Source organism: uncultured Roseobacter sp., from assembly GCF_947501835.1.
In the GTDB taxonomy this organism is placed as follows: Bacteria; Pseudomonadota; Alphaproteobacteria; order Rhodobacterales; family Rhodobacteraceae; genus Roseobacter.
Genome location: NZ_CANMXR010000001.1, coordinates 715,361 through 739,812 on the forward strand (window position 1 = coordinate 715,361; position 24,452 = coordinate 739,812).

Here is a 24,452-nt window from a genome sequence, read left to right on the forward strand (position 1 = left end):
GATGGAAGTGATGCCAAAATGGGCCGAGGTCATCCTCGTACCCCTGATCTCGCTGGTGCTGGCCGCCATCCTCTCCGCGCTGGTGATCCTTGCGATTGGCGAGGACCCGGTCGAGGCGGTCAACCTGATGGTCACCGGCGCTCTGGGCAGCACCTATGGCTGGGGCTACACGCTCTATTACGCGACCAATTTCCTCTTTACCGGGCTGGCGGTTTCCGTCGCCTTCCACGCGGGGCTCTTCAACATTGGTGGCGAAGGTCAGGCGATGCTGGGGGGCCTGGGTGTCGCACTGGCCTGCCTGCTGATCCCCTGGCCGCATTGGACGCTTGCGCTTTTGGGCGCAACGGTGGCCGCAGCCCTCTTTGGCGCGGCATGGGCGGCGATCCCGGCTTTTTTGCAGGCAAAGCGCGGCAGCCACATCGTGATCACCACCATCATGTTCAACTTCATCGGGGCGGCCGTGTTGAACTATGTCCTTGTGAACGTGATGCGCCCGCCGGGCAGCATGGACCCGGCCACCGCGCGCTTTCCCGAAACGGTTCACCTGCCCACCCTGCACGAGATGCTCGCGCCGATTGGCGTCAATTTCTCCAAGGCGGCCCCGGCCAATGTGACGTTTGTCATTGCGCTTCTGGCCTGCGTACTCGTCTGGTTCCTGCTCTGGCGCACATGGCTCGGGTATGAAATCCGCAGCTATGGCAAATCGGAACCCGCCGCCAAATACGGTGGCATTTCGCCCGTGGCCATCACCATGATCGCGATGATCATTTCCGGGGCGCTGGCGGGCATGATGGCCATCAACAACGTGATGGGCGAAGCCGAACGCTTGGTCCTGAACGCGGTCGAGGGTGCAGGGTTTATCGGGATTGCCGTGGCGCTGATGGGACGCAGCCATCCCTTTGGCGTCTTTCTGGCCGCCATTCTCTTTGGGTTCCTCTACCAGGGCGGTGCCGAGCTGGCCTTGTGGACCTCCATCCCGCGCGAGCTGATCGTTGTCATTCAGGCGCTGGTGATCCTGTTCACCGGGGCGCTCGATAACATGGTGCGCATGCCGCTGGAGCGGCTGTTCCTGATGCTGCGCCGGGGAGATGCCTGATGGATTTTCTCACCCTCATCCAATTGCTCGACAGCACCGTCCGTCTGGCCACACCGCTGTTGTTGGCCTGCCTTGCCGGGTTGTTCTCTGAACGGGCCGGGATTTTTGACATCGGGCTGGAAGGCAAGATGCTGGCGGCCGCATTTTTTTCCGCCGCCATTGCGGCCCTCACCGGGTCGGTGTGGATCGGCTTGATGGCGGGCATCGCCGCTTCGATGGCCTTCAGCCTGTTGCATGGGCTGGCCTCGATTACCTTCCGCGGCAATCAGCTGATCTCGGGCGTGGCCATCAACTTCCTCGCCGCCGGGTTGACGGTTCTGATCGCGCAGGACTGGTTCAGCCAGGGCGGGCGTACGCCCTCGCTCATGGGCGGCGCGCGGTTTGAGCCAATCACCCTGCCCTTTGCCGAAGCTTTTGGTTCCGTGCCATTGATCGGGCCAATTTACCGGGAGCTGATCTCCGGCCACTCGATCCTTGTCTACATCGCCTTTGCCATGGTTCCGCTGACCTGGTGGATCCTCTTCCGCACCCGTTTTGGGCTCCGCCTGCGGGCCGTGGGTGAAAATCCGGCAGCCGTGGATACCGCCGGTGTCTCCGTTGTCGGCCTGCGCTATGCCGCCGTGATGATCTGCGGTCTGCTCTGCGGGATCGCGGGTGCCTATCTCTCCACCGCGCTTCAGGCGGGTTTTGTCAAAGACATGTCAGCGGGCCGCGGTTTCATCGCCCTGGCCGCCTTGATCTTTGCCAAATGGCGGCCCTGGTACGCGCTTTATGCCACGCTGCTCTTTGGTCTCTTCGGCGCGCTGGAAACCCGCCCTGATGTGATCCAGGCGATTTTCGGCATCAAGGTGCAGGGGGCTCTGCTGGGCGCGTTGCCCTATGTAATGACCGTCATCATCCTAGCCGGGTTCGTCGGTAAGGCGATCCCGCCACGCGCGGGCGGTGAACCATACGTGAAAGAACGTTAGGCGCATAAGGCCAGATTTGCGCATTGTGTCGGTCCTGATTGCTGCAGGGCAGCAAGGGGCATTGATTTTAGGTACGCCTGTGCTCTAACAGGGGTCATGCAAGTCTACCTCCCTATCGCCGAAGTTTCGGTCAACGCCTTCTTGTTGCTGGGCCTTGGCGGCATTGTGGGCATTCTGTCCGGTATGTTCGGTGTTGGTGGTGGCTTCCTGATGACCCCGCTGCTGTTCTTCATCGGCATCCCGCCTGCGGTTGCGGTTGCCACTGAGGCGAACCAGATCGTGGCCTCCTCTTTCTCCGGCGTGCTGGCCCATCTGAAACGAAAGACGGTGGACCTCAGGATGGGCACGGTATTGCTCATCGGCGGGTTGGTCGGGGCAGCCCTCGGTGTGGTCGTCTTCAACTACCTCAAGGCGCAGGGTCAGGTCGACCTGCTGGTCAAGCTTTGCTATGTGGTGTTTCTGGGCGTGATCGGCGGGCTGATGTTCATCGAAAGCCTGAACGCGATCCGCAAAACCAAATCCGGCAAACCGCCTGCACGCAAGAAACACAACTGGATCCACGGCCTGCCCTTCAAGATGCGGTTCCGCGTATCGGGCCTCTATATCTCCGTGATCCCGCCCCTCCTGGTCGGGGTATCGGTTGGTATTCTGGCGGCCATCATGGGCGTCGGCGGCGGCTTTATCATGGTGCCCGCGATGATCTACCTGCTGGGTATGCCCACCAAGGTGGTCGTCGGTACCTCGCTTTTCCAGATCATCTTCGTGACCGCCTTTACCACGCTGCTGCATGCCACAACCAACTTTACAGTTGATATCGTGCTTGCGGTTCTGCTGCTCGTTGGCGGCGTGATCGGGGCGCAGGTTGGCACGCGCATCGGCGTGAAGATGAAGGCGGAACAGCTGCGCATTCTGCTGGCGATCATGGTGCTCGCCGTCTGCGGCAAGCTGGCGCTGGATCTGCTTTTGATGCCGTCAGAGCTCTACTCTGTCGGCGCGTCGGACGGTCACTGATGCGCGCGCTGGTCCTTGTTTTCGTACTGCTCGTCACGCTACCCGCGGCCGCCGAGGACATCGTGCTGGGGCTGAGTAAGGATACCGTCTCCATCAACACCAGCTTTGACGGATCGGAAATCCTGGTCTTCGGGGCTGTCAAACGCGAGGCCCCCATCCCGGATGACCCGCGGCTGCAGGTCATCGTGACGGTGGCTGGCCCAGACGAGACAGTTACCGTTCGGCGTAAGGAAAAAGTCCTGGGCATCTGGGTGAACACCGATGCGGTAGAAATCGACCGCGCCCCCAGCTTTTACGCCGTATCGACCAGCACGGCACTGGGTCTTTCGCTGAGCAATACAGAGGACCTTCGCCACCGGGTGTCGATCCCCCGCGCCATCCGGTCGGTTGGTGCGCCAGATACGATCGCGGACGCCACTCGTTTCACCGATGCTCTGATTCGGATCAAGTCGCGCTCCAATCAATACCAGCTCAATGAGGGGACGGTCAGCGTTGACGAACAAACCCTCTTCCGGACCGCAATCGAGTTGCCCGCGGCCCTGACCGAGGGCGACTACCAAACCCGCATTTTCCTCACGCGCGGCGGCAAGGTCGTCTCGAAGTACCAGACCAGCATCTATGTGCGCAAAGTCGGGCTGGAGCGTTGGCTCTTCAAAATGTCACGCGAAAATGCTCTGCTCTACGGGATCATGTCGATTGGGATTGCCATCGCCGCGGGCTGGGCCGCCTCTGCTGTCTTCCGCATCTTCCGGGCCTGAGGGCGGGGTGGCCTGAAAGCCCACCCTTGATCACCCGCGCCCGATGTAGGGCATATTCGTTGCCATCACCGTCATGAACTGGACATTGGCCTCCGGCGGCATATGCGCCATGTGCAGCACCGACCGCGCCGCATTTTCCACATGCATGGTATCCGTGCCGGGTTGCGATTTCTTCAATTGTGCCAAGAGCTCAGTTTCCGCATTTCCGATGTCAATCTGCCCGCAAGCGATACCGAAGGGACGCCCATCTAGTGACAAGGTCTTGGTCAGCCCCGTCACCGCGTGTTTGGTGGTTGTGTAGCAGACGGAATTCGGGCGCGGCACATAGGCCGAAAGCGATCCGTTGTTGATGATCCGGCCCCCTTGCGGCTCCTGCGCGCGCATTTTCGCAAAGGCCAGGCGCGCGGCGATGAACATTCCGCCGATATTGACCTGCATCACCTGCGTCCAGGCATCCAGGTCGATCTCGTCAATCGTGGCCGCAGGCCCGAAGAGCCCGGCATTGTTGAACAGCACGTCCAGATGGCCAAAGGCCTCAAAAGCGGCCTGCATCCCGGCTGCATCTGTCACGTCGGCAGGCAGCGGCACGGCAGTGTCATACTGATCCGCCAGCGCTTCCAAACGGTCGGCACGGCGCGCGATGAGGCCTACCCGCCAGCCTGCGTCCAGAAACATCTCGGCCGTGGCATGACCAATGCCGGAGCTTGCCCCGGTGATGATGATCGATTTCATGTGTGATCCTCCGATTGGGGTTCCGCCAGCGTCAGAGGCGCTGCGGGCAACGCGCGCAAGTCGTCCACCTGCAACGGTCCCGTTGGCATCGACAGACGGTTGCGCACAACCCAGATGAGCCGTTCCTGCGCGCGGGTGATGGCGACATAAGCCAGTCGCTTCCACAACGGCTGCCCGGCCTCTGAGCGGCCCATACGTGCCGCGGCATAAAGGTCGGGCGCAAAAACCTGAACGGTATCCCACTGGCTGCCTTGTGCCTTGTGTATCGTGACCGCGGCACCGTGCAGGAAGGTCGCACCCATGCGCGCAGCAAAGGGGATAAAGGGCTCTTCTTCGTCGGGTTTTTCGATCTTCACAATCGATGCGGCTGAGACCTGCGGATCCTCCGCGCCCATCACATGCAACCGGCTGAAGCCGGGTTTGCGCCCCTCGCCCAGATAGATCACCTGTGCGCCCTTGATCAGGCCCCGCGCCTCCAGATCCAGCCGTTTTTTGCGATGTTTCAGCGGCAGTTCCAGCCCGTCACAGATCAGCGGCTCACCTTCGAGCAGCGCGTCTTCCGGCGCGCCATGCACCTGCCGGAACGCATTGATCAGCCGGATGCGGGTGGCATTACGCCAGACCAGCACCGGGCTGCGCGCCATCAGATCCACCTCGACCCGCTGGCCCCAGACAACCCTTTCATCGCGGGCCGCCGCCTGTTCCACCATCCGCTCAAATTGCTCAAACCCAAGATCGGGATCCCCCAGCGCATGGGCCAGGTCGAGGATCGGGTTGTCCGCTTCCTGCCGGTGAATGCGGCTCAGGCTCAGCACGCGGGTCTCGGGCAGTTTTTCGAAAACCATCGTCCCGGATTGATTGACCGGCGCCAGCTGCGCCGGGTCACCGAACAGCAAAAGGGTGGGAAAGATCTCTTTCAGATCTTCGAACTGCTTGTCATCGAGCATCGAGGATTCGTCAACGAATCCAATATCCAACGGCTCTTCGCGACGTTTCCACCCGGTGATGAAATCGGACCCCCTCAATCCCGCGGCCGCCAGCGCGCCGGGGATCGATTTATTTGTCGCGTAAAAAGCCACCGCACGATCAAGCGCGATGTCTGTCAGCCCTTCAATCTCGGGCCTTTCGTCACTTCCTGTTGCCAGCCATTCGGCCAGACGCTCGTATTCCGGATCATAAACCGGCGTATAGAGGATGCGGTGGATGGTGGTGGCGGGAACCCCCCGCAGCCGCAGGACACTGGCGGCCTTGTTGGTTGGTGCCAGAATTGCCAAGGTCCGTTTATCGCGCCGCTTGCGAGATTCGTAATCGCCGGAGACAACCTCAACCCCTGCCCCTTCCAGCGCCTTGTAGAGCTCCGCCAACAACAGCGTTTTGCCGGATCCGGCCTTGCCCGTGATCGCCATGACAGAGGTGGCAGCGCTTTTCGGGGGGGTCAGCAGCTGGTCATCCAGATCGATGCCCGCACTGCGCAAAACATCCGTCACGCTGTCAAAGGCGGAAGCCTGATCGTCCGAAAATGTCAGCGCGGGAATGTTCATGGCGCGACCCTACAGGGGCCGCGCGTCAGGGACCAGATGTGATGGGCGTGGAATTAGCCCGCGCAGGCCAGAGTGCGCTGAGATGCCTGGCCAAAAGCGCGTTCGAACCACAGGCGCGACAGTTCCAGAGAAACCCCTGCGCGGGTCGCAACCTTGGCCTGCGCCTCCGGGGCGAATTCCCACAAGCCAATGCTGATCGCATCGCGGCCTTTTCCTTCGCTGCCCAGCACTTCAGGAGAAGAACCGATCATACGGTAAATGCGGACCATCCGGGCGTCGAAGACACCAACGAAGTGCCGAACACCGAAACCGTTCATGATCTCTCCTCCGCCGAGCATCAGTGCTGCGGCAACACGGCTTGGAGCGTCACGGTTTAGGCAAAAACGGGTGCACTCCCAGATCGCCGGGCTGGTGATGGTGCCACCGCCCATCAAATGCGTGAAGTGGTCGTTGACCATCGTCTGTTCGGTTGTCGGCAGGAAGCGCATGGAGCCGCCATGCGTGCCGTCAGGCATTTCCCAGATGACATAGAGCGGATTCATCGCATCGTATTCATCGCGCTCAAAACCCGCGCCATCGACGGACACATCCCACCCCAATCTGGTTTTGAATTGATCCGCGCGATCTTTAAACATCGTCTTTGCAAGTTTCGGATATTGATTGAGCTGATCTGCGTAGATGTAACGGAGCATTTGAAATTCCTTTGGTCAGGTCGAGGCGTGAACAAAGGATTACCTTGAGGATGTTTAACGTCAGCCAACCCGCACGTGCGTGGTGGTAACGATTGGCTCCTCGGATTGCGCTAATTTAGACGACAATAAGCCCGCGGCTGAGCGCTCTGGCGACCGCGTGCGTGGTGTTTGACGCCCCCAATTTGAAGCGTGCGCTTTCAATATAGACGCGCAGCGTGTGCTCAGAAATCGAAAGCGTTTCAGCAACTTGCGCTCTGCTATAGCCTATCGCCAGCAGCGTCATGGCGTCGATCTCACGCGGTGACAGCGGCTGCGATTGTTCGGGCGTTCGATTCGGTTCGAACTCGAGCGCCTTTTGGTTAAAATAATGCGCGATCAGGATCAGCTCGCGCCGGTTCGTTTCAGTGAATTCCTCCCATTCTGCATCCTCGCAGGTGTGATTCACGGTAAAGAGGGCGAACTGCCCATTAGGGCCCCTGATCGGAATTGAATACCCCTGATTGCCGATGCCATGCGCGATTGCCTCTGCCTGAAAAGCGCGAACCGCCTTGCCCGACCAATCCAGTTTTTTCCAATCGACCGGATGGAAGCGTTTGTAACATCCGGCAATGACCGGATCGATGCGGATATAATTCTGTTCCTGATAGTGCGCGGCCCATTCCAGAGGATAGGTGCCGTAGCCATATTGTTCCCCGGCGCTGTCGACCCAATGGTACACCATGTTGTCGACCTGAAAGTATTTCTGAAGCTCAAGTATAGCTCCCTGGATGGCCTCAAGCGTGTCCGCCTGCTCCAGCTCCGCCAAAACCTCCTCCACCGTCGCGTTCGTTGCCATTTACCGTGCCTTGCGTCCTATCGTGAAGAGCGGCGATCTCGGCAAGAGCAACAATTGCGGTGTCATCCAACTGCTCGGCAAGTACCGGCAAGTCGTTTGCAGTCGCAAACGTTTTCAAGTCCGTCAGAACGTCCAAAATCCAATCACTTCGCATAGCAGACTCGCCTCTTAAAGGTTAATGAATGATTAACACAACCATAACATGTACTAACAGGCGCTGAAAATTCGCAGTTATTTACTCCCCAGAAATAGTGAGTGTCGGATTTGTAACCCATTGATACTAAAGAGCGACACACGCATAACGGGAAACGCCCGCTGAACCATTACCTGATTCGCGGGCGTTAGTCTGTGTAAAAGCGACTCGTAAAGGTGTTAACGACGCACCTCAAGAGCGTCTTCAAACGTGCGCAAACCTGTCGTTGGCGCCTGCACCAAAACCGACATATTCCCCGGTTTATGCTCGTTGCGCATCATCTTCATATGCGCCTGTGGCAGGTCAGCCCAGGTGAAAACCTCGGACATACAAGGGTCAAGGCGCCGCTCCAGCATCAGCTTGTTCGCTGCCGAAGCCTGCTTGAGATGGGCAAAGTGGCTGCCCTGCAAGCGCTTCTGATGCATCCACATATAGCGCACGTCGAACGTCAGGTTGAAGCCGGTGGTCCCCGCGCAGATCACGACCATGCCGCCCTTTTTCACCACAAAGGTCGACACCGGGAAGGTGGATTCTCCAGGGTGTTCAAACACCATGTCCACATTCACGCCCTTGCCCGTGATGTCCCAGATCGCCTTGCCGAACTTGCGCGCCTCTTTGAACCACTCAGCATATTCAGGCGTGTTCACCGTGGGCAGTTGACCCCAGCAGTTGAAATCCTTGCGGTTCAGGACGCCTTTGGCGCCCAATTCCATCACGAATTCCCGCTTGCTTTCGTCCGAGATTACCCCGATGGCATTGGCACCTGCAGTATTGATCAACTGGATTGCGTAAGACCCCAGGCCACCCGATGCGCCCCAAACCAGAACGTTCTGGCCCGGCTTCAGATCGTGCGGCTCGTGTCCAAACAGCATCCGGTAGGCGGTTGCGAGCGTCAACGTATAGCAGGCCGCTTCTTCCCAGGTCAGATGCTTGGGCCGCGGCATCAGCTGCTGGCTCTGCACCCGGGTGAACTGCGAAAAGGATCCGTCAGGGGTTTCATATCCCCAGATGCGCTGGCTCGGGGAATACATCGGATCACCACCGTTGCACTCTTCGTCGTCGCCATCGTCCTGATTGCAGTGGATGACCACCTCGTCGCCGACCTTCCAGCGTGTCACGCGGTCACCCACCGCCCAGACAATGCCAGAGGCATCGGAACCGGCAATGTGATAGGGCTGCTTGTGACCGTCAAACGGGCTGATCGGCACGCCAAGCGCGGCCCAGACACCATTGTAATTGACCCCTGCGGCCATCACCAGAACGAGCACGTCCTGGCTGTCGAGTTCCGGCACGTCCACAACTTCCTGCAACATCGCCTTATCGGGGTCACCGTGGCGTTCGCGACGGATTGCCCACGCGTACATCTGTTTGGGCACATGGCCCATTGGGGGCATTTCCCCCATCTCATAGAGGTCCTTTTCCGGCGCCTCATAATGCGCAATGCTCGTGTCCAGTGCCATGTCAATCTCCAGCGTAGATCGTCGTACCCATTCAAACATGCCGCAATGCAGAATCGCGGCGCTACTTGGTTTGAATAGGCACTGTTGCGCAATATTGCAACATCTTGAGCTTCATTTTTGTAATTTTATGACCGAGCAGTCGCAGAATTTATGCTGCGGTCGCATCATCCCGAAAGCGGTGCGTGATCGAATTCGCGTAGAACGATAAGACATTCATCTGATCCGGGATCACCTGCCAGCCGCTGGCAGTTTCCTCGATCACCTGGTGTTTCTTCATCTGCATCAACGCCTGCGCGACAGCTTGCGGCAGGTTTTGCGATGTGTCGTTTGGCATTTGATCGCTGACAGATGTCGCCGCCTCCTGCACCTGGGCTGTCAGATCCTCCTGGGACATCGGCCCCGTCTGCTGTGACATTACATGGGCCACCAAGGGCACTGCAAGAACAGGCATCGCATCTTCTATCCGCTGCATAAGACGCGTCGCCAGGGTCTCAACGGGTTCATCCGCACCAAAGCTGCGCAGCGACAGGGGCTCGCCAAAGACAACGGCAGCTGTCCCGAAACGCGTGATCCGCCCGCGCAGCCCCTGCCAGAACTTCCCGAGGATAAATTTTACCACCACCGAAATACGCGCGCCAAATCGGCGATCCCCCCGCGCCGCTGCCGCGATCAGCACCCGGTCTTCGAGCACACGATCATAATTGATGGCCACCGGGACAAAGACAACATCGCGCCCCTCGGGATCACACCCTTCCAAAACATAGGTCAGCAGGCCCATGCGCGGCGGCATCAATCGCCCGTTCAGGCTCAACCCGCCTTCGGGAAAGATTGCCTGCGCCACACCGCCTGCGGTCGCCATCTGGACGTATCGGGCCAGCACCTGGCGATAGAGCCCGCCCCGCGACTTGCGCCGGATGAAATAGGCGCCCATCATCTTGATCAGGCGGCTCAGCGGCCAGACCCGCGCCCATTCACCGACTGCATAGGACAAGGCGGAGGTTTGCGCCGCCAGATAGGTCACCAACACGTAATCCATATTGGAGCGATGGTTCATGATGAAAACCACAGTGGCGTCCTTGGGGATGGACTGGATCACCTCGTCGTTTTTTGGCCCCGTCCAGACAGAATAGATCGACCGGACCAGTAGGCGCGCCAGACGCGTGCCAAATCCAAAATAGGTAAAGGCGCTGAAGCTCGGCACGATCTCGCGCGCGTAGACCCGCGCCCTTTCAAAGGCCACGTTTTCCGGCACGTTATTGGCCTTGGCGTGATTGACGATCTCGCGGGTCACCTCAGGGTCATAGATCAGGCGCTGGATCATGTCGTAGCGCCGGGCCAGCTTGAACGGCTCGATCGGGCGGGTCAGACGTTCGTTCAGCCGCGCCACCGCGCGTTCCAGCCGACGCCGGAAAAACCACCGCACGGAGGGAAACAAAAAGTGGGAGGCAAAGGTGACGGCCGCAAAGAGCACAATCAGCACAAAGAGCCAAAGGGGAAGTTCAACGACCTGCGTCATGGGCCGACCCTTGCAGGACCGGAGGGCAAGAACAATATTAAAAGGATGGAATACGCGATCTCTCGGGGCTTTGCGCCGCATGAACGCAGCACCGTTGCAACACTTTACTGGCAGGCTTTCGGGTTCAAGCTCGGACGTGTCCTGGGACCGGATGTCAGGGCAAAACGGTTCCTGTGCCGCGTTCTCAACCCGGACTTCGCCCTTGTCGCGCGCGATGAGGCGGGTAGCATTCTGGGCGTTGCCGGGTTCAAGACGCGGCAAGGGGCCTTGGTCGGCGCCACCTACGAAGACATCAGGGCGATTTATGGTGCTTGGGGTGGATTGTGGCGCGGGACGGTTCTGTCGATCCTCGAACGTGACCTTGATCCGGGTATCCTTTTGATGGACGGCATTTGCGTTGCAGAAAACGCCCGTGGTCTCGGTCTGGGCACAGCCCTGCTGGAGGCGATCAAGACGGAAGCCTGCGCCTTGGGGAAATCCGGTGTGAGGCTGGATGTCATTGACGGCAACCCGCGCGCCCGCGCGCTCTACATCAAACGAGGGTTCGAGCCGCAGAAGACCGAAACGACGGGTCTGTTTCGGTATTTATTTCGGTTTGATGCTGCCACACAGATGCTTTGGCGCGATACCTGAGAATAACCGCCTTCGCCGCAACGCAGCGAATTGACATAGGCATAATATTCCAAGTATCAGTCTTGTGACGAAATAAAATTACCAAGTTGATTCACGAGGTCCGCATGTCAGACGCCCGCAAAGACCGCCCCTGGTTGATCCGCACCTACGCGGGACATTCAACCGCGCAAGCTTCCAACGCGCTTTATCGTTCCAATCTTGCCAAGGGGCAGACCGGCCTTTCCGTCGCCTTTGATCTGCCAACGCAGACCGGTTACGACAGCGATCATGTGCTCAGCAGAGGTGAAGTGGGCAAGGTCGGCGTGCCCGTCGGCCATCTGGGTGACATGCGCACCCTCTTTGACCAGATCCCGCTGGAACAGATGAACACCTCGATGACGATCAACGCCACGGCCCCCTGGCTGCTGGCGCTCTATATCGCGGTGGCCGAAGAACAGGGCGCCGATGTCTCGAAGCTGCAGGGCACCGTCCAGAATGACCTGATCAAGGAATACCTCAGCCGCGGTACCTATATCTGCCCGCCCGCCCCCAGCCTCAAGATGATCGCGGACGTGGCCGAGTATTGCTATTCGAACGTGCCCAAATGGAACCCGATGAACGTCTGTTCCTACCACCTGCAAGAGGCAGGCGCGACGCCGGAGCAGGAGCTGGCATTCGCACTGGCCACGGCCACGGCGGTGTTGGACGCCCTGAAACCCCGCGTGCCTGCAGAGGATTTCCCGGCGCTGGTCGGTCGGATTTCGTTTTTCGTGAACGCGGGCATCCGTTTCGTGACCGAGATGTGCAAGATGCGCGCCTTTGTGGACCTCTGGGATGAAATCTGCCGCGAGCGCTACGGCGTCGAGGACCCGAAGTTCCGCCGCTTCCGCTATGGCGTACAGGTGAACTCGCTGGGCCTGACCGAACAGCAGCCTGAGAATAATGTCTACCGTATTCTGATCGAGATGCTGGCCGTGACGCTCAGTAAAAAGGCCCGCGCCCGCGCGGTGCAGCTGCCCGCGTGGAACGAAGCGCTTGGCCTACCCCGCCCCTGGGATCAGCAATGGTCGATGCGGATGCAACAGATCATGGCCTATGAAACGGACCTGCTGGAATTTGACGATCTCTTTGATGGCAACCCCGCCGTTGACGCCAAGGTCGAAGCGCTGAAAGACGGCGCACGTCATGAGTTGGCAACTCTCGACGGCATGGGCGGCGCCATTGAGGCGATCGATTATATGAAAGCGCGGTTGGTCGACAGCAACGCCGACCGTCTGGGCCGGATCGAGGCGGGTGAAACCATCGTCGTTGGGGTGAACAAATGGCAGCAGGGCGAGCCTTCGCCGCTGATGACCGGCGATGGTGGCATCATGGTGGTCGACCCGGCGGTTGAGGCGGAACAGATCGCGCGGCTAGACGCCTGGCGCGCAGATCGTAACGCGAAGGCCGTCAAGACAGCGCTCGCCGATCTGCGCGCCGCGGCGGCAGAGGGGCGCAACGTGATGGCGCCCTCAATTGCGGCAGCCAAGGCGGGTGTGACGACCGGCGAATGGGCGGCGCAGATGCGTGCCGTACATGGTGAATATCGCGGGCCGACCGGTGTCTCTGGCGCCCGCTCCAACAAGACCGAAGGGCTCGATGATCTGCGCGATGCGGTGGACGTGGTTAGCGACAAGCTGGGGCGACGGCTGAAATTCCTCGTGGGCAAGCCGGGCCTCGACGGCCATTCCAACGGCGCCGAACAGATCGCCGTGCGCGCGCGCGATTGCGGCATGGACATCGCCTATGAAGGCATCCGCCTGACACCCGCAGAAATCGTGACCGCAGCACAGGAAGATGAAGCCCATGTGGTGGGCCTGTCGATCCTGTCGGGTTCGCATATTCCACTGGTCGAAGACCTGATGGCGCAAATGCGCGCGGCAGGGCTGGGTCATATCCCGGTGATTGTCGGCGGCATCATCCCTGACGATGATGCGGACCGGCTGCGCGCGATGGGCGTCGCCCGGGTCTACACGCCCAAGGATTTCGAGCTGAACACCATCATGATGGACATCGTGACGCTGGCCGATCCGCAGGCTGTTGCCGCCGAATAACCTGCCCTGAAAAACGCGTTGAGCGCCAGGCTCTTGTATCCTGTCGGGAGATAGTTGTATCAACCGCCGACTATAAAGGGGAATGGGCCGTGGCGAACCTGACTAAAATGAACCGCAAACAGCTGGAAAAAGTGATCAAGGATGCTCAGAAAGCATTGAAAACGCTGGAAAATAAAGAGCGTCGCGAAGCGAAAAAAGCCGCTGAAGCGGCAGCAGCAAAATTCGGCTTTAGCCTTGCGGACCTGACAAACGGCGCTGCGTCATCGCCGAAAAAGAAAGCAAAGACCGCTCCAAAGAAGGTGCGTGAGCCGAAATATGCCAATCCGGCAGACGCGGCTCAGACATGGAGCGGGATGGGGCGTCAACCCGCTTGGTACAAAGACGCGGTAGCAGGGGGCGTTGACCCCAAAACCCTGGAAATCTAACCGGATGACGATCCATATTGGCGCCGCCCCCGGCGATATCGCCGAAACCGTTCTGATGCCCGGCGATCCTTATCGCGCGCGATGGGCGGCGGAGACCTTTTTGCAAGATGCCAAGCTGGTCAATGAGGTACGGGGCATGTTGGGCTTCACCGGCACCTATAAGGGGAACCACGTAACCATTCAGGGCTCAGGCATGGGGATGCCGTCGCTCTCGATCTACGCGAATGAGTTGATATCGGAATATAGTGCCCAGACCCTGATCCGCATCGGATCTTGTGGCGGGATGCAGGCGCATGTGGCGGTGCGCGATGTGATCATCGCCATGTCCGCCACGACCATCACCTCGCCATCGTCAGGCATTTTCAAGGAAGTGAATTTCGCGCCGACTGCCAATTTTGATCTGCTGTCCGCCGCCGTTGCCGCAGCCAAGGCCAAGGGCACCACAACCCATGTCGGCGGCATCTATTCATCAGATGTGTTTTACGCGGAACGGCCCGATCTGGACGAACAGATGGTGCGGCACGGTATCCTCGGCGTCGAAATGGAAGCGGCTGAGCTTTACACATTGGCTGCACGCCACGGGCGTCGGGCCCTTGCCGTTCTAACCGTAAGCGATCACCTGCAAACGGGCGAGGCGCTCCCGGCGGCAGATCGCGAAAAGACCTTCGGCGATATGGTGGAGATTGCGCTCGACGCGGCCTTTGCCTGAGGTCATGCCCCGTGTGATTGATCGTAGCCGTTGATGGCGGGTGGTTGCCACCCCGACAATGCCCCCTCAGCGGGGGCAAAAACCTCCACCAGCAGCGGATGGCAGGCGGCGGTATCGCTTGAATGCTCGGAGGAACAATCGCCCCCCGGGCAGGCGCTCAGATTGCCAAGCAGGTCAATCTCCGCGAAAAACTCCAGATAATCCCCCGGGCGCACCGGTGACGCCTTCATGAAATACTGCCCTGTGTCCCGGGTAAAGCCGGTGCACATGAAAACATTCAGCACATCATGCACATGCGGCTCGGCCTCCGCCTCTGAAACATCCAGATGATCGGCCAGGGCACGGGTCAGGTTGGAATGGCAGCAATGATGGTACTGCCCGCCGGATAGCAGGTTGTGGGTATAGGGATCACACCGTGTCCCGATCACATCGTGCACGGACCCGCCGAAGGGATCGATCCCATACCAGCCAAGCGTGTCGTGCGTCACGGTTGCCATCGGGCGTAAATGCGGAAAGCCAGACCACATGCGGTGTCCGGTGGTGATGTGGGTGCCGTGCAGCGCGCGGGTTTTGCCGGAATAGAACCGCTCGTTCACATCACGCGCGTTGAAAAGGTTCAGGTCGCCGACTTGCGGCCCTTCGACACTGGTGATGCGAAAGAAGTGCCCTGCAGGCACCTGAAAACAGCGGGCCTCACGCGGCGGGACCCGCACTTCATCCAGCTTTTGCATTGCGCTCCGCGCGCGGTGATACAGCGCCATATCAGGTGCAGGCAGGGTGTCCACCGGATAGCAGATAACGGGTTTGACGGCGCGGCGCGCCTCGGCATCGGCAGGTTCGGTCAAAACGGACACGTCCTTTTACAAGATTTACACCATCAAACAGGCGGCAAATGGGATTTGCAATCGCGCGGCGGCCCTTTCTGCGCGGTGTAGGCTTCGGCCCCGCAGGCGGCGCATTTATATTTGCGAAGGTTCCCGCGGTCGCCGGTGCGGTCTTCACGCCAGCGGCATCTGCGTGTGGCCCGGTTGCGTCGTGCATAGAGCGCGACGACGATAAAAGCGACGATCAGACCGATGACAATGTGCATAACGCCCTCAGATCAACATATGCCCGGCGAGTCCGACACTAAACCCCAAGATCGCGCCCAACGGCGGCAGCATCGTGTTCTCCAGCGGGACTTCCGGCGCGATGTCCTGAAACATAAGATAGATGATCCCGCCTGACGCCAGCATCATGACCGCACCGATCACCGGATCATAGGTCGCAGGCAGCAACAAACCGATACAGGCCGCCAGGGGACCAAGGGGCACCATCAGGAAAAACAGCCACAAAGGCGGGTGTTTTCCTGACGCCTCGGACATTTCCCGCATCGCGTTGAACCCCTCGGGCAGGTTCTGCAACGCGATCAACAATGCCACCAGCAGCGCTGTCTCAAGGTTGCCGGTGATCAGCGCCCCCAACGCCATGGCTTCGGGCAGATAGTCCATCATCATCGCAAGGAACTGCGCGAGCTTGCCGCCGCTGGCGGCGACGGCACGGTCAATCAGCGCAAATCCAATGCCGCCCGCGAGGAACCAGCCAAGGGCCGGCAAAGCAGACAGGCGCGCGCTGCCTTCGGGCAGCAAAACGAGCGCGACAGCAGCCAGCAGCGCACCGGCGCCAAAGGCGATCACACCGTGGCGAAGTTCACTCCCGAGCCACTCTGGGAAAACGTTGAACCGCACCACCGCCAGGCTGGCGCCCAGCGGGATCGACAGCCCTGCCAGCGTTGCAAGCCCCAGCGCGGCCCAATGCGGCGCAATCTCCAAAGGTCAGACCCGGCGTTCGACCATCATTTTCTTGATGTTCGCGATCGCCTCTGCGGGGTTCAGGCCCTTGGGGCAGGTTTTGGCGCAGTTCATGATGGTGTGACAGCGGTAGAGCTTGAACGGATCTTCCAGATCGTCCAGACGCTCGCCCGTGGCCTCGTCGCGGCTGTCGATGATCCAACGGTAGGCGTGCAATAGCGCCGCTGGGCCGAGATAGCGGTCGCCGTTCCACCAGTAGCTCGGGCAAGAGGTGGAGCAGGAGGCACACATCACGCATTCATAAAGCCCGTCGAGCTTCTTGCGGTCTTCGATGGACTGCTTCCATTCTTTCGCCGGACGGTTTGTCTTGGTCTCCAGCCACGGCATGATCGAGGCGTGCTGGGCGTAGAAATGCGTCAGGTCGGGAATGAGGTCCTTGACCACGGGCATATGCGGCAGCGGGTAGATTTTTACATCGCCCTTCACCTCATCCATACCGTAGATACAGGCGAGCGTGTTGATCCCGTCGATGTTCATCGCACAGGAGCCGCAGATGCCTTCGCGGCAGGAGCGGCGGAAGGTCAGGGTCGGGTCGATCTCGTTCTTGATCTTGATCAGCGCGTCCAGGATCATCGGGCCGCAAGCATCCAGATCGACGAAATAGGTGTCGGTGCGCGGGTTTTCCCCGTCATCCGGGTTCCAGCGGTAGATTGTGAACTTCTTGAGGTTGTTCGCGCCTTCCGGTTTGGGCCAGGTTTTGCCCTTGGTCATCCGGGAATTCTTCGGCAGTGTCAGTTGAACCATGTCGGGTCTCCTGTGTGAACTATAGGGTCGCCAGGGCGGCGGGGGCAGCCGCGCGCAGGCAATTTTGAGTTTCAACGCGCGCAAGCACCGATCTGATCGTATCGGCGGTGTTTTCATCCGCGCCGGTCACCGCGTCCGCGGCCAGAGATTGCACTTCGCTGGCATCCGCATTGTCGACCACGCAATTCGTGAAGGGCTGGAACAGTTGCTTGGGCACCTGCGGAAAATAGATTGCCAGCGCTTCGGGCAGCGCTGTTTTGGCGGCGTTACGCCCGGCTGTGTCGGTTGCCTGTTGCACATCAGCGCAAGCTGACAGGAGCAAAGCGGCGGGAAGAAGGAAACGGATCATGTGGTCCACCTTGTAAATAAGACATTCATAAAACGCGGATGCGCTTTCTTGCCGGGGCCGGACCCGGTGTGCAGCACATCGCGCCACTCCAACCCGGCCTCTGCAAGCAGCGCCACCGATTGTGACGGCAGCCCGACACCGGCGAAGCGTTGCGTGTTTGACAGCTTCAGTATCACAAAATCGCAACGTTTCAGAGTGTCCTGCGCGCCTTTCAGCACGTCGAGCTCGGACCCCTCTGTGTCGATTTTCAACCCCACACGCCCCGAATAGGCCAGGGCGATATCATCGAGCCGCTTGACCGGCACGTAATGCTTTTCGGTCTTGATGAATGTCGCCGCGGCAGGATCGGTGCGGCGCAGCAGGCTGGCCATGCCCTTTTCCTCGCCCTTGTCGGAATGCGGCACCATCAGCGTCGCCTTGCCTTCATGCGCGCCCAGCGCCGTGGCGTGAAAATGGAAGCTGTCCAGCACATCCCGTTCACGCACCTTTTCGGCACTGTGTTTTTGCGGGTCAACCAGCACAAATTGCGCATCCGGAAAACTGCGGTAGAGCCAAGCGGTGCCTTTATCAACGCCCACATCAAACACCACATCAGGCTTAAACTGATAGCTGCGCAGGTAAGGCGCACGCGTTTTGATGGGATGGGCGACCATCCCTTCAGATCTCAGCGTGCGGCGCAGGTCCTGGAGCATTCCGTGTCTATCCCGCTCAGCCCAGGCTGGCCGATTTGCAGGGGGCCACGGCGCGCGGCACCCTCGGCGAAAGCCACGCCGGGCGCAATTCTGCAGGGAACTGTCCGCCACAAATGCGCATCAAAAGGTCCGTTTCTTCGGAGCGATCTTCTTGGGATCTATGCCACCATCGTTGTGGCTGGTCAGCGGCTGTTCGTGCACACCGCGGTAGCCTAGTGACGCCTTGTTGCCCTTGAACCAAATGAGTGAGTGCTTGCGCCAATTCTTGTCGTCGCGCTCCGGGTGATCCTCATGGGCATGCGCCCCGCGACTTTCCTTGCGCGCTTCGGCCCCGGTGATCGTGGCCACGGCATTGGGAATGAGGTTGGCCAGTTCCAATGTTTCCATGAGATCGGAATTCCAGACAAGGCTGCGGTCGGTCACACCCACATCGGCCCATTTGCCCGCGACCTCATCCATGGCCTTCTTGCCCTCGGCCAGCGTGTCATTGGCGCGGAAGACGGCCGCGTCTTTCTGCATACATTGCTGCATCTCGAGCCGCAGTTCGGCAGTGGGCGTATGGCCCTTGGCGTAACGGGTGTTGTCAAAACGGTCGAGCGCGGCCTGCACCGAAGCGGCATTCGGTGTGGGGACCGCCGTTTCAGGATCGACAATTTTGCCCGCCCGGATCGCCGCCGCACGCCCGAAGACCACCAGGTCGATCAGCGAGTTCGACCCCAGACGGTTGGCCCCATGCACCGAGGCACAGCCCGCCTCGCCCACAGCCATCAGGCCGGGCGATACGCGGTCAGGATCATCCGATGTGGGGGCCAGCACTTCGCCCCAGTAGTTCGTTGGAATACCGCCCATATTATAATGCACAGTCGGCAGCACCGGAATCGGCTCCTTGTTCAGGTTCACACCCGCAAAAATCCGCGCACTTTCCGAAATGCCCGGCAGGCGCAGTTTCAGCGTCTCGGGCGGCAGGTGGTTGAGGTTGAGGTGGATGTGGTCGCCATTCTTGCCGACCCCCCGGCCTTCGCGAATTTCCATGGTCATGCAGCGGGAGACGTAATCGCGCGGTGCGAGGTCTTTGTACTGCGGCGCGTAACGTTCCATGAAGCGCTCACCTTCAGCGTTGGTGAGATAACCGCCTTCGCCACGCGCGCCTTCGGTGATCAGACATCCCGCGCCGTAGATGCCGGTGGGATGGAACTGCACGAATTCCATATCCTGCAGCGGCAGACCCGCACGGGCCGTCATGCCGCCGCCGTCACCGGTGCAGGTATGCGCCGAAGTCGCCGAGAAATAGGCGCGACCATAGCCGCCTGTGGCCAGCACCACCATCTTGGAGCTAAAGAGGTGCAGCGTGCCGTCATCCAGCTTCCAGCAGAGCACGCCTTGGCAGACACCGTCCTCGGACATGATCAGGTCGATGGCGAAATACTCGATGTAGAATTCAGCATTGTTCTTGAGGCTCTGACCATAAAGCGTGTGCAGGATCGCGTGACCGGTGCGGTCGGCGGCGGCACAGGTCCGCTGCACCGCAGGGCCTTCGCCAAACTCGGTTGTATGGCCGCCAAAGGGACGCTGGTAGATCTTGCCCTCTTCGGTGCGCGAAAACGGCACGCCGTAGTGCTCCAGTTCGTAAACCGCCTTTGGGGCTTCGCGGGCGAGGTATTCCATCGCATCCGTGTCCCCCAGCCAGTCCGATCCCTTGACCGTGTCATACATGTGCCACTGCCAGTTGTCGGGGCCCATGTTCGACAGCGACGCGGCGATGCCCCCCTGAGCCGCCACAGTATGGGAACGGGTCGGGAAAACCTTGGTCACACAGGCCGTGCGCAGCCCCTGCTCCGCCATGCCAAGGGTCGCGCGCAGGCCAGCACCACCAGCCCCCACAACCACCACGTCATATTCATGTGTTTCATATTCATAAGCAGCCATGGGTCATTCTCCTGGGTCTGCGCAGGCCCGGGCCCGCACGTCATTGGGTTTAGAGCGCAAGGCGCACGATTGCATAGAGGCCCACGGCCATGGCCGCGTAAGATACACAGGTCATCGCCACGATGGCGACTTTCTGGGCCAACCCATGCACATAGTCTTCGATCAGCGCTTGAACACCGCCCGCGAAATGTTTGAACGTCACGATGATGGTCAGCCCTGCAATCACCGCCGGGAACGGGCGGTTGAAGGTGGCGGTGACCTCCTCATAGGACGCGCCCAGCATCGGGCCGAAGGTAAAGACGAAAAGCGGGATCAGGATCAGCAGCGCGCCGGAACTGACGGTCATGGACCAGTGATGCTCGGTACCGGTTTTGGCCGATCCCATGCCGATGGCGCGCTTACGGTCTGTCAGATAGCTCATGCCAGCCTCCTAAACGATTGCGATGGTCAGCAGGGTCAGAACGACGGAGCCGCCGATGACCGCGTAGCCCAGCTTGTAGGCGGTATCCAGATCAAGCCCGATGCCCTGATCCCAGATCAGATGCCGCAGCCCTGCCAGAGTATGATACCACAGCCCCCAGAGCGACAAGGTCATGACCAGATCGCCGAACCAGCTGGTCAGAACGCCGTCGGCATAGGCGAAATATTCAGGCGATGTTGCCGCGGCCAAAAACCACCACACCACCAGCAAGGACGAAATCAGCAGCGCATTGCCGGTGATCCGCGTCAGGATCGATGTCATCGACGTCAATTGAGGGCGATAAATCGACAAGTGTGGCGACAAAGGGCGGTTGCCCCGATTTACATCAGCCATAAAAGATTCCTTTTGTTCCCTGCTGTTCTTTTTACTGCTTATTACGGCCTTGTCACGCACATCGGCCCGCATTCGGCGCGGTAAATTGGCGCGATTTGAGCAAAATAGCCAATTTCAACGATTTTGTGATCACAGCAATCCGGGGTGTGATCACGTTATGGCAGATGGCTCAATTGCCGGGTCGTCTCGCGCTGCAGTTTGCGCCGGATCTGGGCGGGGTAGTCCTCAAACCCGTTTGCAGTGATGACAAACGCCCCCTCTCCCCGGATCAAGTTCTCGTAAAACCAGCCCGTCAGATCGTCATCATCCGTTTCGATGGCCAGCGCATTGACGGTCACATCCATCGCCGCCAGCGACGCATGACGCTCGCGTGGCAGCACACCTTCGTTGGAAATGCCATCTCCCGAGACGTCAATAACCTTGCGCTTACAATGAGCTACCGCGGCAAGTGCATGTTCTGCTGCAAGCAACGCCTCGCCAATCGCCGTGGAATAGTTGCGCCAGACACGGCGGTTCGCAGCGATCTCATCGGCCAGACCCGTCACATCCGCCGCCGAGCCGATGGCGCGCCAGGGAATGGTCTGGCGTTGTCGTGAAGACCCGGTCCATTGGATCAACGTGACCTGTGCCTCCTGTTCGATCAGCGCATCAATCACCGTGCCATCGCGCAATGCGGTGGCGAGCCCCTGCATCTGGATCTGGTATTCGCGTTCGTCAACGGACCCCGAGACATCCACGGCCAGAACAAGCGCCAATTGGCAGGCATAGCCCGCCCGCGCGCCCAACATCACGGTCAGACATATCGCAAGCATCCGCATCATGGCCCAAGACTACGCAACCTTCGGCACATTCCCATCAGAAACTGCGATCGTGGCTTCAAAAATCTGCGACGTCGCGCAAATAGCCGTCCAGTTCGGTACAAATGATGATCTCGCGCGTATCGAGATCGTAGAAGGCGTTCACCTCCTCGCAATCTTCGCTGCGGACGGTCAGCGTCTCAGGCAAGACGAAATCCTCATTGAGCGCTGCGACCTCCTCGGCCATTACCGCATCGATGAACGGGTTGGTGCCGGCTTTGAACACGATGCTCTTGCCCGGTGCGTCCTGCGATATGTCATCCAGCACCGGCCCCCAGCTGTCATCCGCCAGCAGGAATTCCTCTTCACAGCTCTCGGCGCGTTCCTCTGGCAGCTCCAGCTCCTGCGCCAGATCCGCGCGCGCGTCCGGATTGGCGCCGTAGAAAAGGCAGATCATCGTATAGTAGCGCTGCAAATCCGGGCCGTGCACGTCCCACAATACCTGATCGTGGGTCTCTGCATCGTTCAGGAACCCGAAGGCGGCGTCATAGATGATGCTCGCTGCAGCTTCTTCTTCATAGAAAGCATCGATCAACAGCACGCTCAGCACATCCGCCGCATCCTCTTCCTGCCCGAAAACAGGCAGTTGCAGGATGTCGATCAACGCATGACCAAACTCGTGATAGGTGATCGCCAGCAGATTGGCCGCGACGAAGTCATCCGTGCGCGTCTGTGCAGCCCCGGGACCAATGGCCAAAAGTGCAGCGGCACAAAGACCTGCCATCCATGCTCTTATCATGTGCTCTCCTCCAAGCGCAGGGATTACGACGGGACCAGTGCCCAGTAATCCAGATCAAGCAACACATGCGGCAAATACTTGCCATCTGCCCCCTTCAAGGTAAAGGGTTCGCCCCCCTTGGTGGCCACCAGTCGCAACCGCAACGCCCCCACGCCGGGGGCTGATGTCTCTGACTTATCCAGCACTTCGGACCACGCGCGGATCGTGTCGCCCGCGAGGCAGGGATTGGCATGGGCACCGCCGTTCAGACCCACCACCATCTGGGCATTGGCCAACCCGTTGAAGCTCAGGCTGCGCGCCATTGAAATCACATGACCCCCATAGATCAGGCGCGACCCGTCCGGGCGGGCCGTGGTGTCAAAATGTACCTTGGCGGTGTTCTGCCACAGCCGCGTGGCCATCATATGCTCGGCTTCTTCGACCGTCACGCCATCGACGTGATCGATCTGCTCCCCGATCTGATAGTCTCCCCACCGGTGCGGTTCCCCGGCCAGGGTGAAATCGTAGTTGCTGAAATCCAACCCCTTCGGGATCACCAGATCCTCTGCGGCGACCGCGTCGGGCAGATCCGGCACCACAGCTTCGGGTGCTGGCGTCTGCGGATCGCGTTTGCGCACCATCACCCAGCGCACATATTCCAGCACCGTTTCATCATGTTGGTTCAGCCCCGTGGTGCGGACCCAGACAACACCTGTCTTACCATTTGAGTTCTGCTTTACCCCGATCACTTCGGAGACCGAGCGCAGCGTATCCCCGGGCCAGACCGGCGTGATCCAGCGGCCCTGTGCATAGCCCAGATTGGCCACTGCATTCAGCGACACATCCGGCACGGTTTTGCCAAAGACCACGTGGAAGGCCACCATATCATCAAGCGGGCTGAACGGCAGACCACAGCCTTGCGCAAATTGGTCCGAGGAATAGAGCGCATGACGCGCGGGGTAGAGCATGTGGTAAAGCGCGCGCTCGCCCATCTTCACCGTGCGCGGCACCGCGTGGTGGATCATCTGCCCCAGGGCATAGTCTTCGAAAAAGCGGCCCGCGTTGGTTTTCGTGCCCATCACTGCGCCCCCAGTTTGGTGTCGGGCGCGTAGGTGCCGTCTACCTCTTTCACCACGGCCTGCCCGCAGCGCATCACGCCACTGGCCTGATCAAAGGTCTGTGTCGGCGAGCCGTAAAGCTCCCACCCCTTGTTCAGGGCCTCGGTCACCTTGTGGCAAAAGGCCGAGGTGTCCTCTTCGGACAGAAAACGATAGAGTTTCATGGCAAGCTCCGGTGGATTCAGACGGGGAAGGGCCAGACGCCCAGCCAGATGTGAATGCCCGCAACGATGCTGAACAGCAAAAGGCTGATCACCGCGAGGCGCACATAGGTGGCGGTGCCCGCAGGCTCCGGCGGCGTCCAGTCCGGCTCGGCGCGGTTAATCAGGATCACCTCGCCCACGGCCCAGGCCAGCAGACCGCCAAAGAGTAGGATCGAGGCCAGATCGCCGTTGACCAGCAGGTGTGCGAAGGCCCAGACCTTGAAACCGGTCAGCTGCGGGTGCCGGATCTTGCTGGCTGGCCACGCCTTGGCCCCCTTCGCGGCGCTGGAGCCATAGACCCAGAACGCCAGCAGCATCAGCGAGTTGTTCACATGCACCATGAAGCTTTGTGGCTGCCAGACCGGGACGAAATCTGCAGCGCGGTAGCCCATGATCATCAGCGCCAGCCCCGCCAGAATACCCACTGCGACGAGGCCCTTGCCGGGCATGCCAAGTGCGGCGCGCTGATCCGGTGCAAGCCGTTTAAAGTAGTGGGCGAGGATCCAGAGGATCACTCCGAGAATAAGAAGGGTCATTGGC

At 59.9% G+C, this 24,452-nt stretch carries 28 protein-coding genes; 8 read left to right on the forward strand and 20 right to left on the reverse strand.

From position 1 onward, the window contains the following. Position 1 precedes the first annotated feature (1 nt). From Q1A20_RS03475 to Q1A20_RS03490, 4 genes are all read left to right on the forward strand, one after another. Positions 2 to 1,096, forward strand: a complete 1,095-nt coding sequence (locus Q1A20_RS03475; protein ID WP_299915921.1) for an ABC transporter permease — start codon at positions 2 to 4, stop codon at positions 1,094 to 1,096. Further along, positions 1,096 to 2,064: an ABC transporter permease gene (locus Q1A20_RS03480; protein WP_298970313.1), complete on the forward strand. Its 969-nt coding sequence runs from the start codon at positions 1,096 to 1,098 to the stop codon at positions 2,062 to 2,064. Before Q1A20_RS03475 ends, Q1A20_RS03480 begins: the two co-directional genes overlap by 1 nt. A 96-nt stretch (positions 2,065 to 2,160) precedes the next feature. Further along, on the forward strand, positions 2,161 to 3,075 hold the full coding sequence (locus Q1A20_RS03485; protein ID WP_298970315.1) for a sulfite exporter TauE/SafE family protein: 915 nt from the start codon (positions 2,161 to 2,163) through the stop codon (positions 3,073 to 3,075). Continuing rightward, a complete protein-coding gene (locus Q1A20_RS03490; RefSeq protein ID WP_299915923.1) occupies positions 3,075 to 3,833 on the forward strand; it encodes a TIGR02186 family protein in 759 nt (252 codons plus the stop codon). Before Q1A20_RS03485 ends, Q1A20_RS03490 begins: the two co-directional genes overlap by 1 nt. Before the next feature lie 30 nt (positions 3,834 to 3,863). Here the strand turns inward: Q1A20_RS03490 and Q1A20_RS03495 are convergent, their stop codons facing one another. The 6 genes from Q1A20_RS03495 to Q1A20_RS03520 form a co-directional block, all read right to left on the reverse strand. After that, the gene (locus Q1A20_RS03495; RefSeq protein WP_299915924.1) at positions 3,864 to 4,565 is read right to left on the reverse strand and encodes an SDR family oxidoreductase; all 702 of its coding nucleotides are present in this window, start codon (positions 4,563 to 4,565) and stop codon (positions 3,864 to 3,866) included. Beyond that, on the reverse strand, positions 4,562 to 6,106 hold the full coding sequence (locus tag Q1A20_RS03500) for an AAA family ATPase (RefSeq protein WP_299403500.1): 1,545 nt from the start codon (positions 6,104 to 6,106) through the stop codon (positions 4,562 to 4,564). The genes Q1A20_RS03495 and Q1A20_RS03500 overlap by 4 nt, the downstream gene beginning before the upstream one ends. Before the next feature lie 53 nt (positions 6,107 to 6,159). After that, positions 6,160 to 6,798, reverse strand: a complete 639-nt coding sequence (locus tag Q1A20_RS03505) for an acyl-homoserine-lactone synthase (protein ID WP_298970323.1) — start codon at positions 6,796 to 6,798, stop codon at positions 6,160 to 6,162. 115 nt (positions 6,799 to 6,913) lie between these two features. Beyond that, positions 6,914 to 7,633 carry a LuxR family transcriptional regulator gene (locus tag Q1A20_RS03510; protein ID WP_298970325.1) on the reverse strand — a complete coding sequence of 240 codons (720 nt, stop codon included), beginning with the start codon at positions 7,631 to 7,633 and terminating at the stop codon, positions 6,914 to 6,916. A 372-nt stretch (positions 7,634 to 8,005) separates the two neighbouring features. Then, complete coding sequence (gene ccrA / locus Q1A20_RS03515; RefSeq protein WP_299403494.1) at positions 8,006 to 9,286, reverse strand: crotonyl-CoA carboxylase/reductase; 1,281 nt, start codon at positions 9,284 to 9,286, stop codon at positions 8,006 to 8,008. A 148-nt stretch (positions 9,287 to 9,434) separates the two neighbouring features. Then, a complete protein-coding gene (locus Q1A20_RS03520) occupies positions 9,435 to 10,802 on the reverse strand; it encodes a 1-acyl-sn-glycerol-3-phosphate acyltransferase (protein WP_299915928.1) in 1,368 nt (455 codons plus the stop codon). A 45-nt stretch (positions 10,803 to 10,847) separates the two neighbouring features. On the opposite strand from Q1A20_RS03520, the gene Q1A20_RS03525 reads away from it, so the two are divergent. The 4 genes from Q1A20_RS03525 to deoD all read left to right on the forward strand — a co-directional run bounded on the left by Q1A20_RS03525 (position 10,848) and on the right by deoD (position 14,641). After that, positions 10,848 to 11,435: a GNAT family N-acetyltransferase gene (locus Q1A20_RS03525; RefSeq protein WP_299915930.1), complete on the forward strand. Its 588-nt coding sequence runs from the start codon at positions 10,848 to 10,850 to the stop codon at positions 11,433 to 11,435. A 104-nt stretch (positions 11,436 to 11,539) separates the two neighbouring features. After that, a complete protein-coding gene (locus tag Q1A20_RS03530; RefSeq protein WP_299915932.1) occupies positions 11,540 to 13,507 on the forward strand; it encodes a protein meaA in 1,968 nt (655 codons plus the stop codon). An 89-nt stretch (positions 13,508 to 13,596) separates the two neighbouring features. Continuing rightward, entirely contained in the window at positions 13,597 to 13,932 is a 336-nt protein-coding gene (locus Q1A20_RS03535; protein WP_299403483.1) for an H-NS histone family protein, read from the forward strand. A 4-nt stretch (positions 13,933 to 13,936) separates the two neighbouring features. Continuing rightward, positions 13,937 to 14,641 (forward strand): purine-nucleoside phosphorylase, encoded by a 705-nt coding sequence (deoD, locus tag Q1A20_RS03540; RefSeq protein WP_299403480.1) that lies wholly within the window; start codon positions 13,937 to 13,939, stop codon positions 14,639 to 14,641. Between the two features lie 2 nt (positions 14,642 to 14,643). Here the strand turns inward: deoD and Q1A20_RS03545 are convergent, their stop codons facing one another. The 14 genes from Q1A20_RS03545 to Q1A20_RS03610 form a co-directional block, all read right to left on the reverse strand. Beyond that, positions 14,644 to 15,486, reverse strand: coding sequence for a DUF1989 domain-containing protein (locus tag Q1A20_RS03545; protein ID WP_299405112.1), 843 nt, complete (start codon positions 15,484 to 15,486; stop codon positions 14,644 to 14,646). Positions 15,487 to 15,518: 32 nt separating this feature from the next. After that, entirely contained in the window at positions 15,519 to 15,731 is a 213-nt protein-coding gene (locus Q1A20_RS03550) for a hypothetical protein (RefSeq protein WP_298970334.1), read from the reverse strand. 7 nt (positions 15,732 to 15,738) lie between these two features. Beyond that, positions 15,739 to 16,452: a hypothetical protein gene (locus Q1A20_RS03555; RefSeq protein ID WP_299403476.1), complete on the reverse strand. Its 714-nt coding sequence runs from the start codon at positions 16,450 to 16,452 to the stop codon at positions 15,739 to 15,741. 3 nt (positions 16,453 to 16,455) lie between these two features. Beyond that, positions 16,456 to 17,235, reverse strand: a complete 780-nt coding sequence (locus tag Q1A20_RS03560) for a succinate dehydrogenase iron-sulfur subunit (RefSeq protein WP_298970339.1) — start codon at positions 17,233 to 17,235, stop codon at positions 16,456 to 16,458. 19 nt (positions 17,236 to 17,254) lie between these two features. Continuing rightward, positions 17,255 to 17,584 carry a hypothetical protein gene (locus Q1A20_RS03565; RefSeq protein WP_298970341.1) on the reverse strand — a complete coding sequence of 110 codons (330 nt, stop codon included), beginning with the start codon at positions 17,582 to 17,584 and terminating at the stop codon, positions 17,255 to 17,257. Next, on the reverse strand, positions 17,581 to 18,276 hold the full coding sequence (locus Q1A20_RS03570; protein WP_299915936.1) for an FkbM family methyltransferase: 696 nt from the start codon (positions 18,274 to 18,276) through the stop codon (positions 17,581 to 17,583). Before Q1A20_RS03570 ends, Q1A20_RS03565 begins: the two co-directional genes overlap by 4 nt. 120 nt (positions 18,277 to 18,396) lie before the next feature. Continuing rightward, positions 18,397 to 20,202, reverse strand: a complete 1,806-nt coding sequence (gene sdhA / locus Q1A20_RS03575) for a succinate dehydrogenase flavoprotein subunit (RefSeq protein ID WP_298970345.1) — start codon at positions 20,200 to 20,202, stop codon at positions 18,397 to 18,399. A 49-nt stretch (positions 20,203 to 20,251) separates the two neighbouring features. Next, on the reverse strand, positions 20,252 to 20,623 hold the full coding sequence (gene sdhD / locus Q1A20_RS03580) for a succinate dehydrogenase, hydrophobic membrane anchor protein (RefSeq protein WP_299739792.1): 372 nt from the start codon (positions 20,621 to 20,623) through the stop codon (positions 20,252 to 20,254). Between the two features lie 9 nt (positions 20,624 to 20,632). Further along, complete coding sequence (gene sdhC / locus Q1A20_RS03585) at positions 20,633 to 21,016, reverse strand: succinate dehydrogenase, cytochrome b556 subunit (protein WP_299499739.1); 384 nt, start codon at positions 21,014 to 21,016, stop codon at positions 20,633 to 20,635. Between the two features lie 155 nt (positions 21,017 to 21,171). Continuing rightward, positions 21,172 to 21,834, reverse strand: a complete 663-nt coding sequence (locus Q1A20_RS03590) for a DUF1194 domain-containing protein (protein ID WP_299405110.1) — start codon at positions 21,832 to 21,834, stop codon at positions 21,172 to 21,174. 58 nt (positions 21,835 to 21,892) lie between these two features. After that, on the reverse strand, positions 21,893 to 22,612 hold the full coding sequence (locus Q1A20_RS03595; protein WP_299915938.1) for a DUF4344 domain-containing metallopeptidase: 720 nt from the start codon (positions 22,610 to 22,612) through the stop codon (positions 21,893 to 21,895). Between the two features lie 23 nt (positions 22,613 to 22,635). Continuing rightward, complete coding sequence (locus tag Q1A20_RS03600) at positions 22,636 to 23,670, reverse strand: MaoC family dehydratase (protein ID WP_299915940.1); 1,035 nt, start codon at positions 23,668 to 23,670, stop codon at positions 22,636 to 22,638. Further along, positions 23,670 to 23,873, reverse strand: coding sequence for a DUF1737 domain-containing protein (locus tag Q1A20_RS03605; RefSeq protein WP_299403454.1), 204 nt, complete (start codon positions 23,871 to 23,873; stop codon positions 23,670 to 23,672). Before Q1A20_RS03605 ends, Q1A20_RS03600 begins: the two co-directional genes overlap by 1 nt. Positions 23,874 to 23,890: 17 nt before the next feature. Beyond that, positions 23,891 to 24,448, reverse strand: coding sequence for an NnrU family protein (locus Q1A20_RS03610; RefSeq protein WP_299403452.1), 558 nt, complete (start codon positions 24,446 to 24,448; stop codon positions 23,891 to 23,893). Positions 24,449 to 24,452: the final 4 nt, after the last annotated feature.

Bases quoted from the DNA above. Each gene is read 5' to 3' on its own strand.
- Q1A20_RS03565 (WP_298970341.1), bottom strand. From the start codon at position 17,584: ATGATCCGTTTCCTTCTTCCCGCCGCTTTGCTCCTGTCAGCTTGCGCT.
- sdhC (WP_299499739.1), bottom strand. From the start codon at position 21,016: ATGGCTGATGTAAATCGGGGCAACCGCCCTTTGTCGCCACACTTGTCG.
- Q1A20_RS03570 (WP_299915936.1), bottom strand. From the start codon at position 18,276: ATGCTCCAGGACCTGCGCCGCACGCTGAGATCTGAAGGGATGGTCGCC.
- Q1A20_RS03605 (WP_299403454.1), bottom strand. From the start codon at position 23,873: ATGAAACTCTATCGTTTTCTGTCCGAAGAGGACACCTCGGCCTTTTGC.
- Q1A20_RS03505 (WP_298970323.1), bottom strand. From the start codon at position 6,798: ATGCTCCGTTACATCTACGCAGATCAGCTCAATCAATATCCGAAACTT.
- Q1A20_RS03530 (WP_299915932.1), top strand. From the start codon at position 11,540: ATGTCAGACGCCCGCAAAGACCGCCCCTGGTTGATCCGCACCTACGCG.
- Q1A20_RS03590 (WP_299405110.1), bottom strand. From the start codon at position 21,834: ATGCGGATGCTTGCGATATGTCTGACCGTGATGTTGGGCGCGCGGGCG.
- Q1A20_RS03525 (WP_299915930.1), top strand. From the start codon at position 10,848: ATGGAATACGCGATCTCTCGGGGCTTTGCGCCGCATGAACGCAGCACC.
- Q1A20_RS03490 (WP_299915923.1), top strand. From the start codon at position 3,075: ATGCGCGCGCTGGTCCTTGTTTTCGTACTGCTCGTCACGCTACCCGCG.
- deoD (WP_299403480.1), top strand. From the start codon at position 13,937: ATGACGATCCATATTGGCGCCGCCCCCGGCGATATCGCCGAAACCGTT.
- Q1A20_RS03595 (WP_299915938.1), bottom strand. From the start codon at position 22,612: ATGATAAGAGCATGGATGGCAGGTCTTTGTGCCGCTGCACTTTTGGCC.
- Q1A20_RS03475 (WP_299915921.1), top strand. From the start codon at position 2: ATGGAAGTGATGCCAAAATGGGCCGAGGTCATCCTCGTACCCCTGATC.
- Q1A20_RS03495 (WP_299915924.1), bottom strand. From the start codon at position 4,565: ATGAAATCGATCATCATCACCGGGGCAAGCTCCGGCATTGGTCATGCC.
- sdhD (WP_299739792.1), bottom strand. From the start codon at position 20,623: ATGAGCTATCTGACAGACCGTAAGCGCGCCATCGGCATGGGATCGGCC.
- Q1A20_RS03550 (WP_298970334.1), bottom strand. From the start codon at position 15,731: ATGCACATTGTCATCGGTCTGATCGTCGCTTTTATCGTCGTCGCGCTC.
- Q1A20_RS03560 (WP_298970339.1), bottom strand. From the start codon at position 17,235: ATGGTTCAACTGACACTGCCGAAGAATTCCCGGATGACCAAGGGCAAA.
- ccrA (WP_299403494.1), bottom strand. From the start codon at position 9,286: ATGGCACTGGACACGAGCATTGCGCATTATGAGGCGCCGGAAAAGGAC.
- Q1A20_RS03520 (WP_299915928.1), bottom strand. From the start codon at position 10,802: ATGACGCAGGTCGTTGAACTTCCCCTTTGGCTCTTTGTGCTGATTGTG.
- Q1A20_RS03485 (WP_298970315.1), top strand. From the start codon at position 2,161: ATGCAAGTCTACCTCCCTATCGCCGAAGTTTCGGTCAACGCCTTCTTG.
- sdhA (WP_298970345.1), bottom strand. From the start codon at position 20,202: ATGGCTGCTTATGAATATGAAACACATGAATATGACGTGGTGGTTGTG.
- Q1A20_RS03610 (WP_299403452.1), bottom strand. From the start codon at position 24,448: ATGACCCTTCTTATTCTCGGAGTGATCCTCTGGATCCTCGCCCACTAC.
- Q1A20_RS03600 (WP_299915940.1), bottom strand. From the start codon at position 23,670: ATGGGCACGAAAACCAACGCGGGCCGCTTTTTCGAAGACTATGCCCTG.
- Q1A20_RS03500 (WP_299403500.1), bottom strand. From the start codon at position 6,106: ATGAACATTCCCGCGCTGACATTTTCGGACGATCAGGCTTCCGCCTTT.
- Q1A20_RS03510 (WP_298970325.1), bottom strand. From the start codon at position 7,633: ATGGCAACGAACGCGACGGTGGAGGAGGTTTTGGCGGAGCTGGAGCAG.
- Q1A20_RS03480 (WP_298970313.1), top strand. From the start codon at position 1,096: ATGGATTTTCTCACCCTCATCCAATTGCTCGACAGCACCGTCCGTCTG.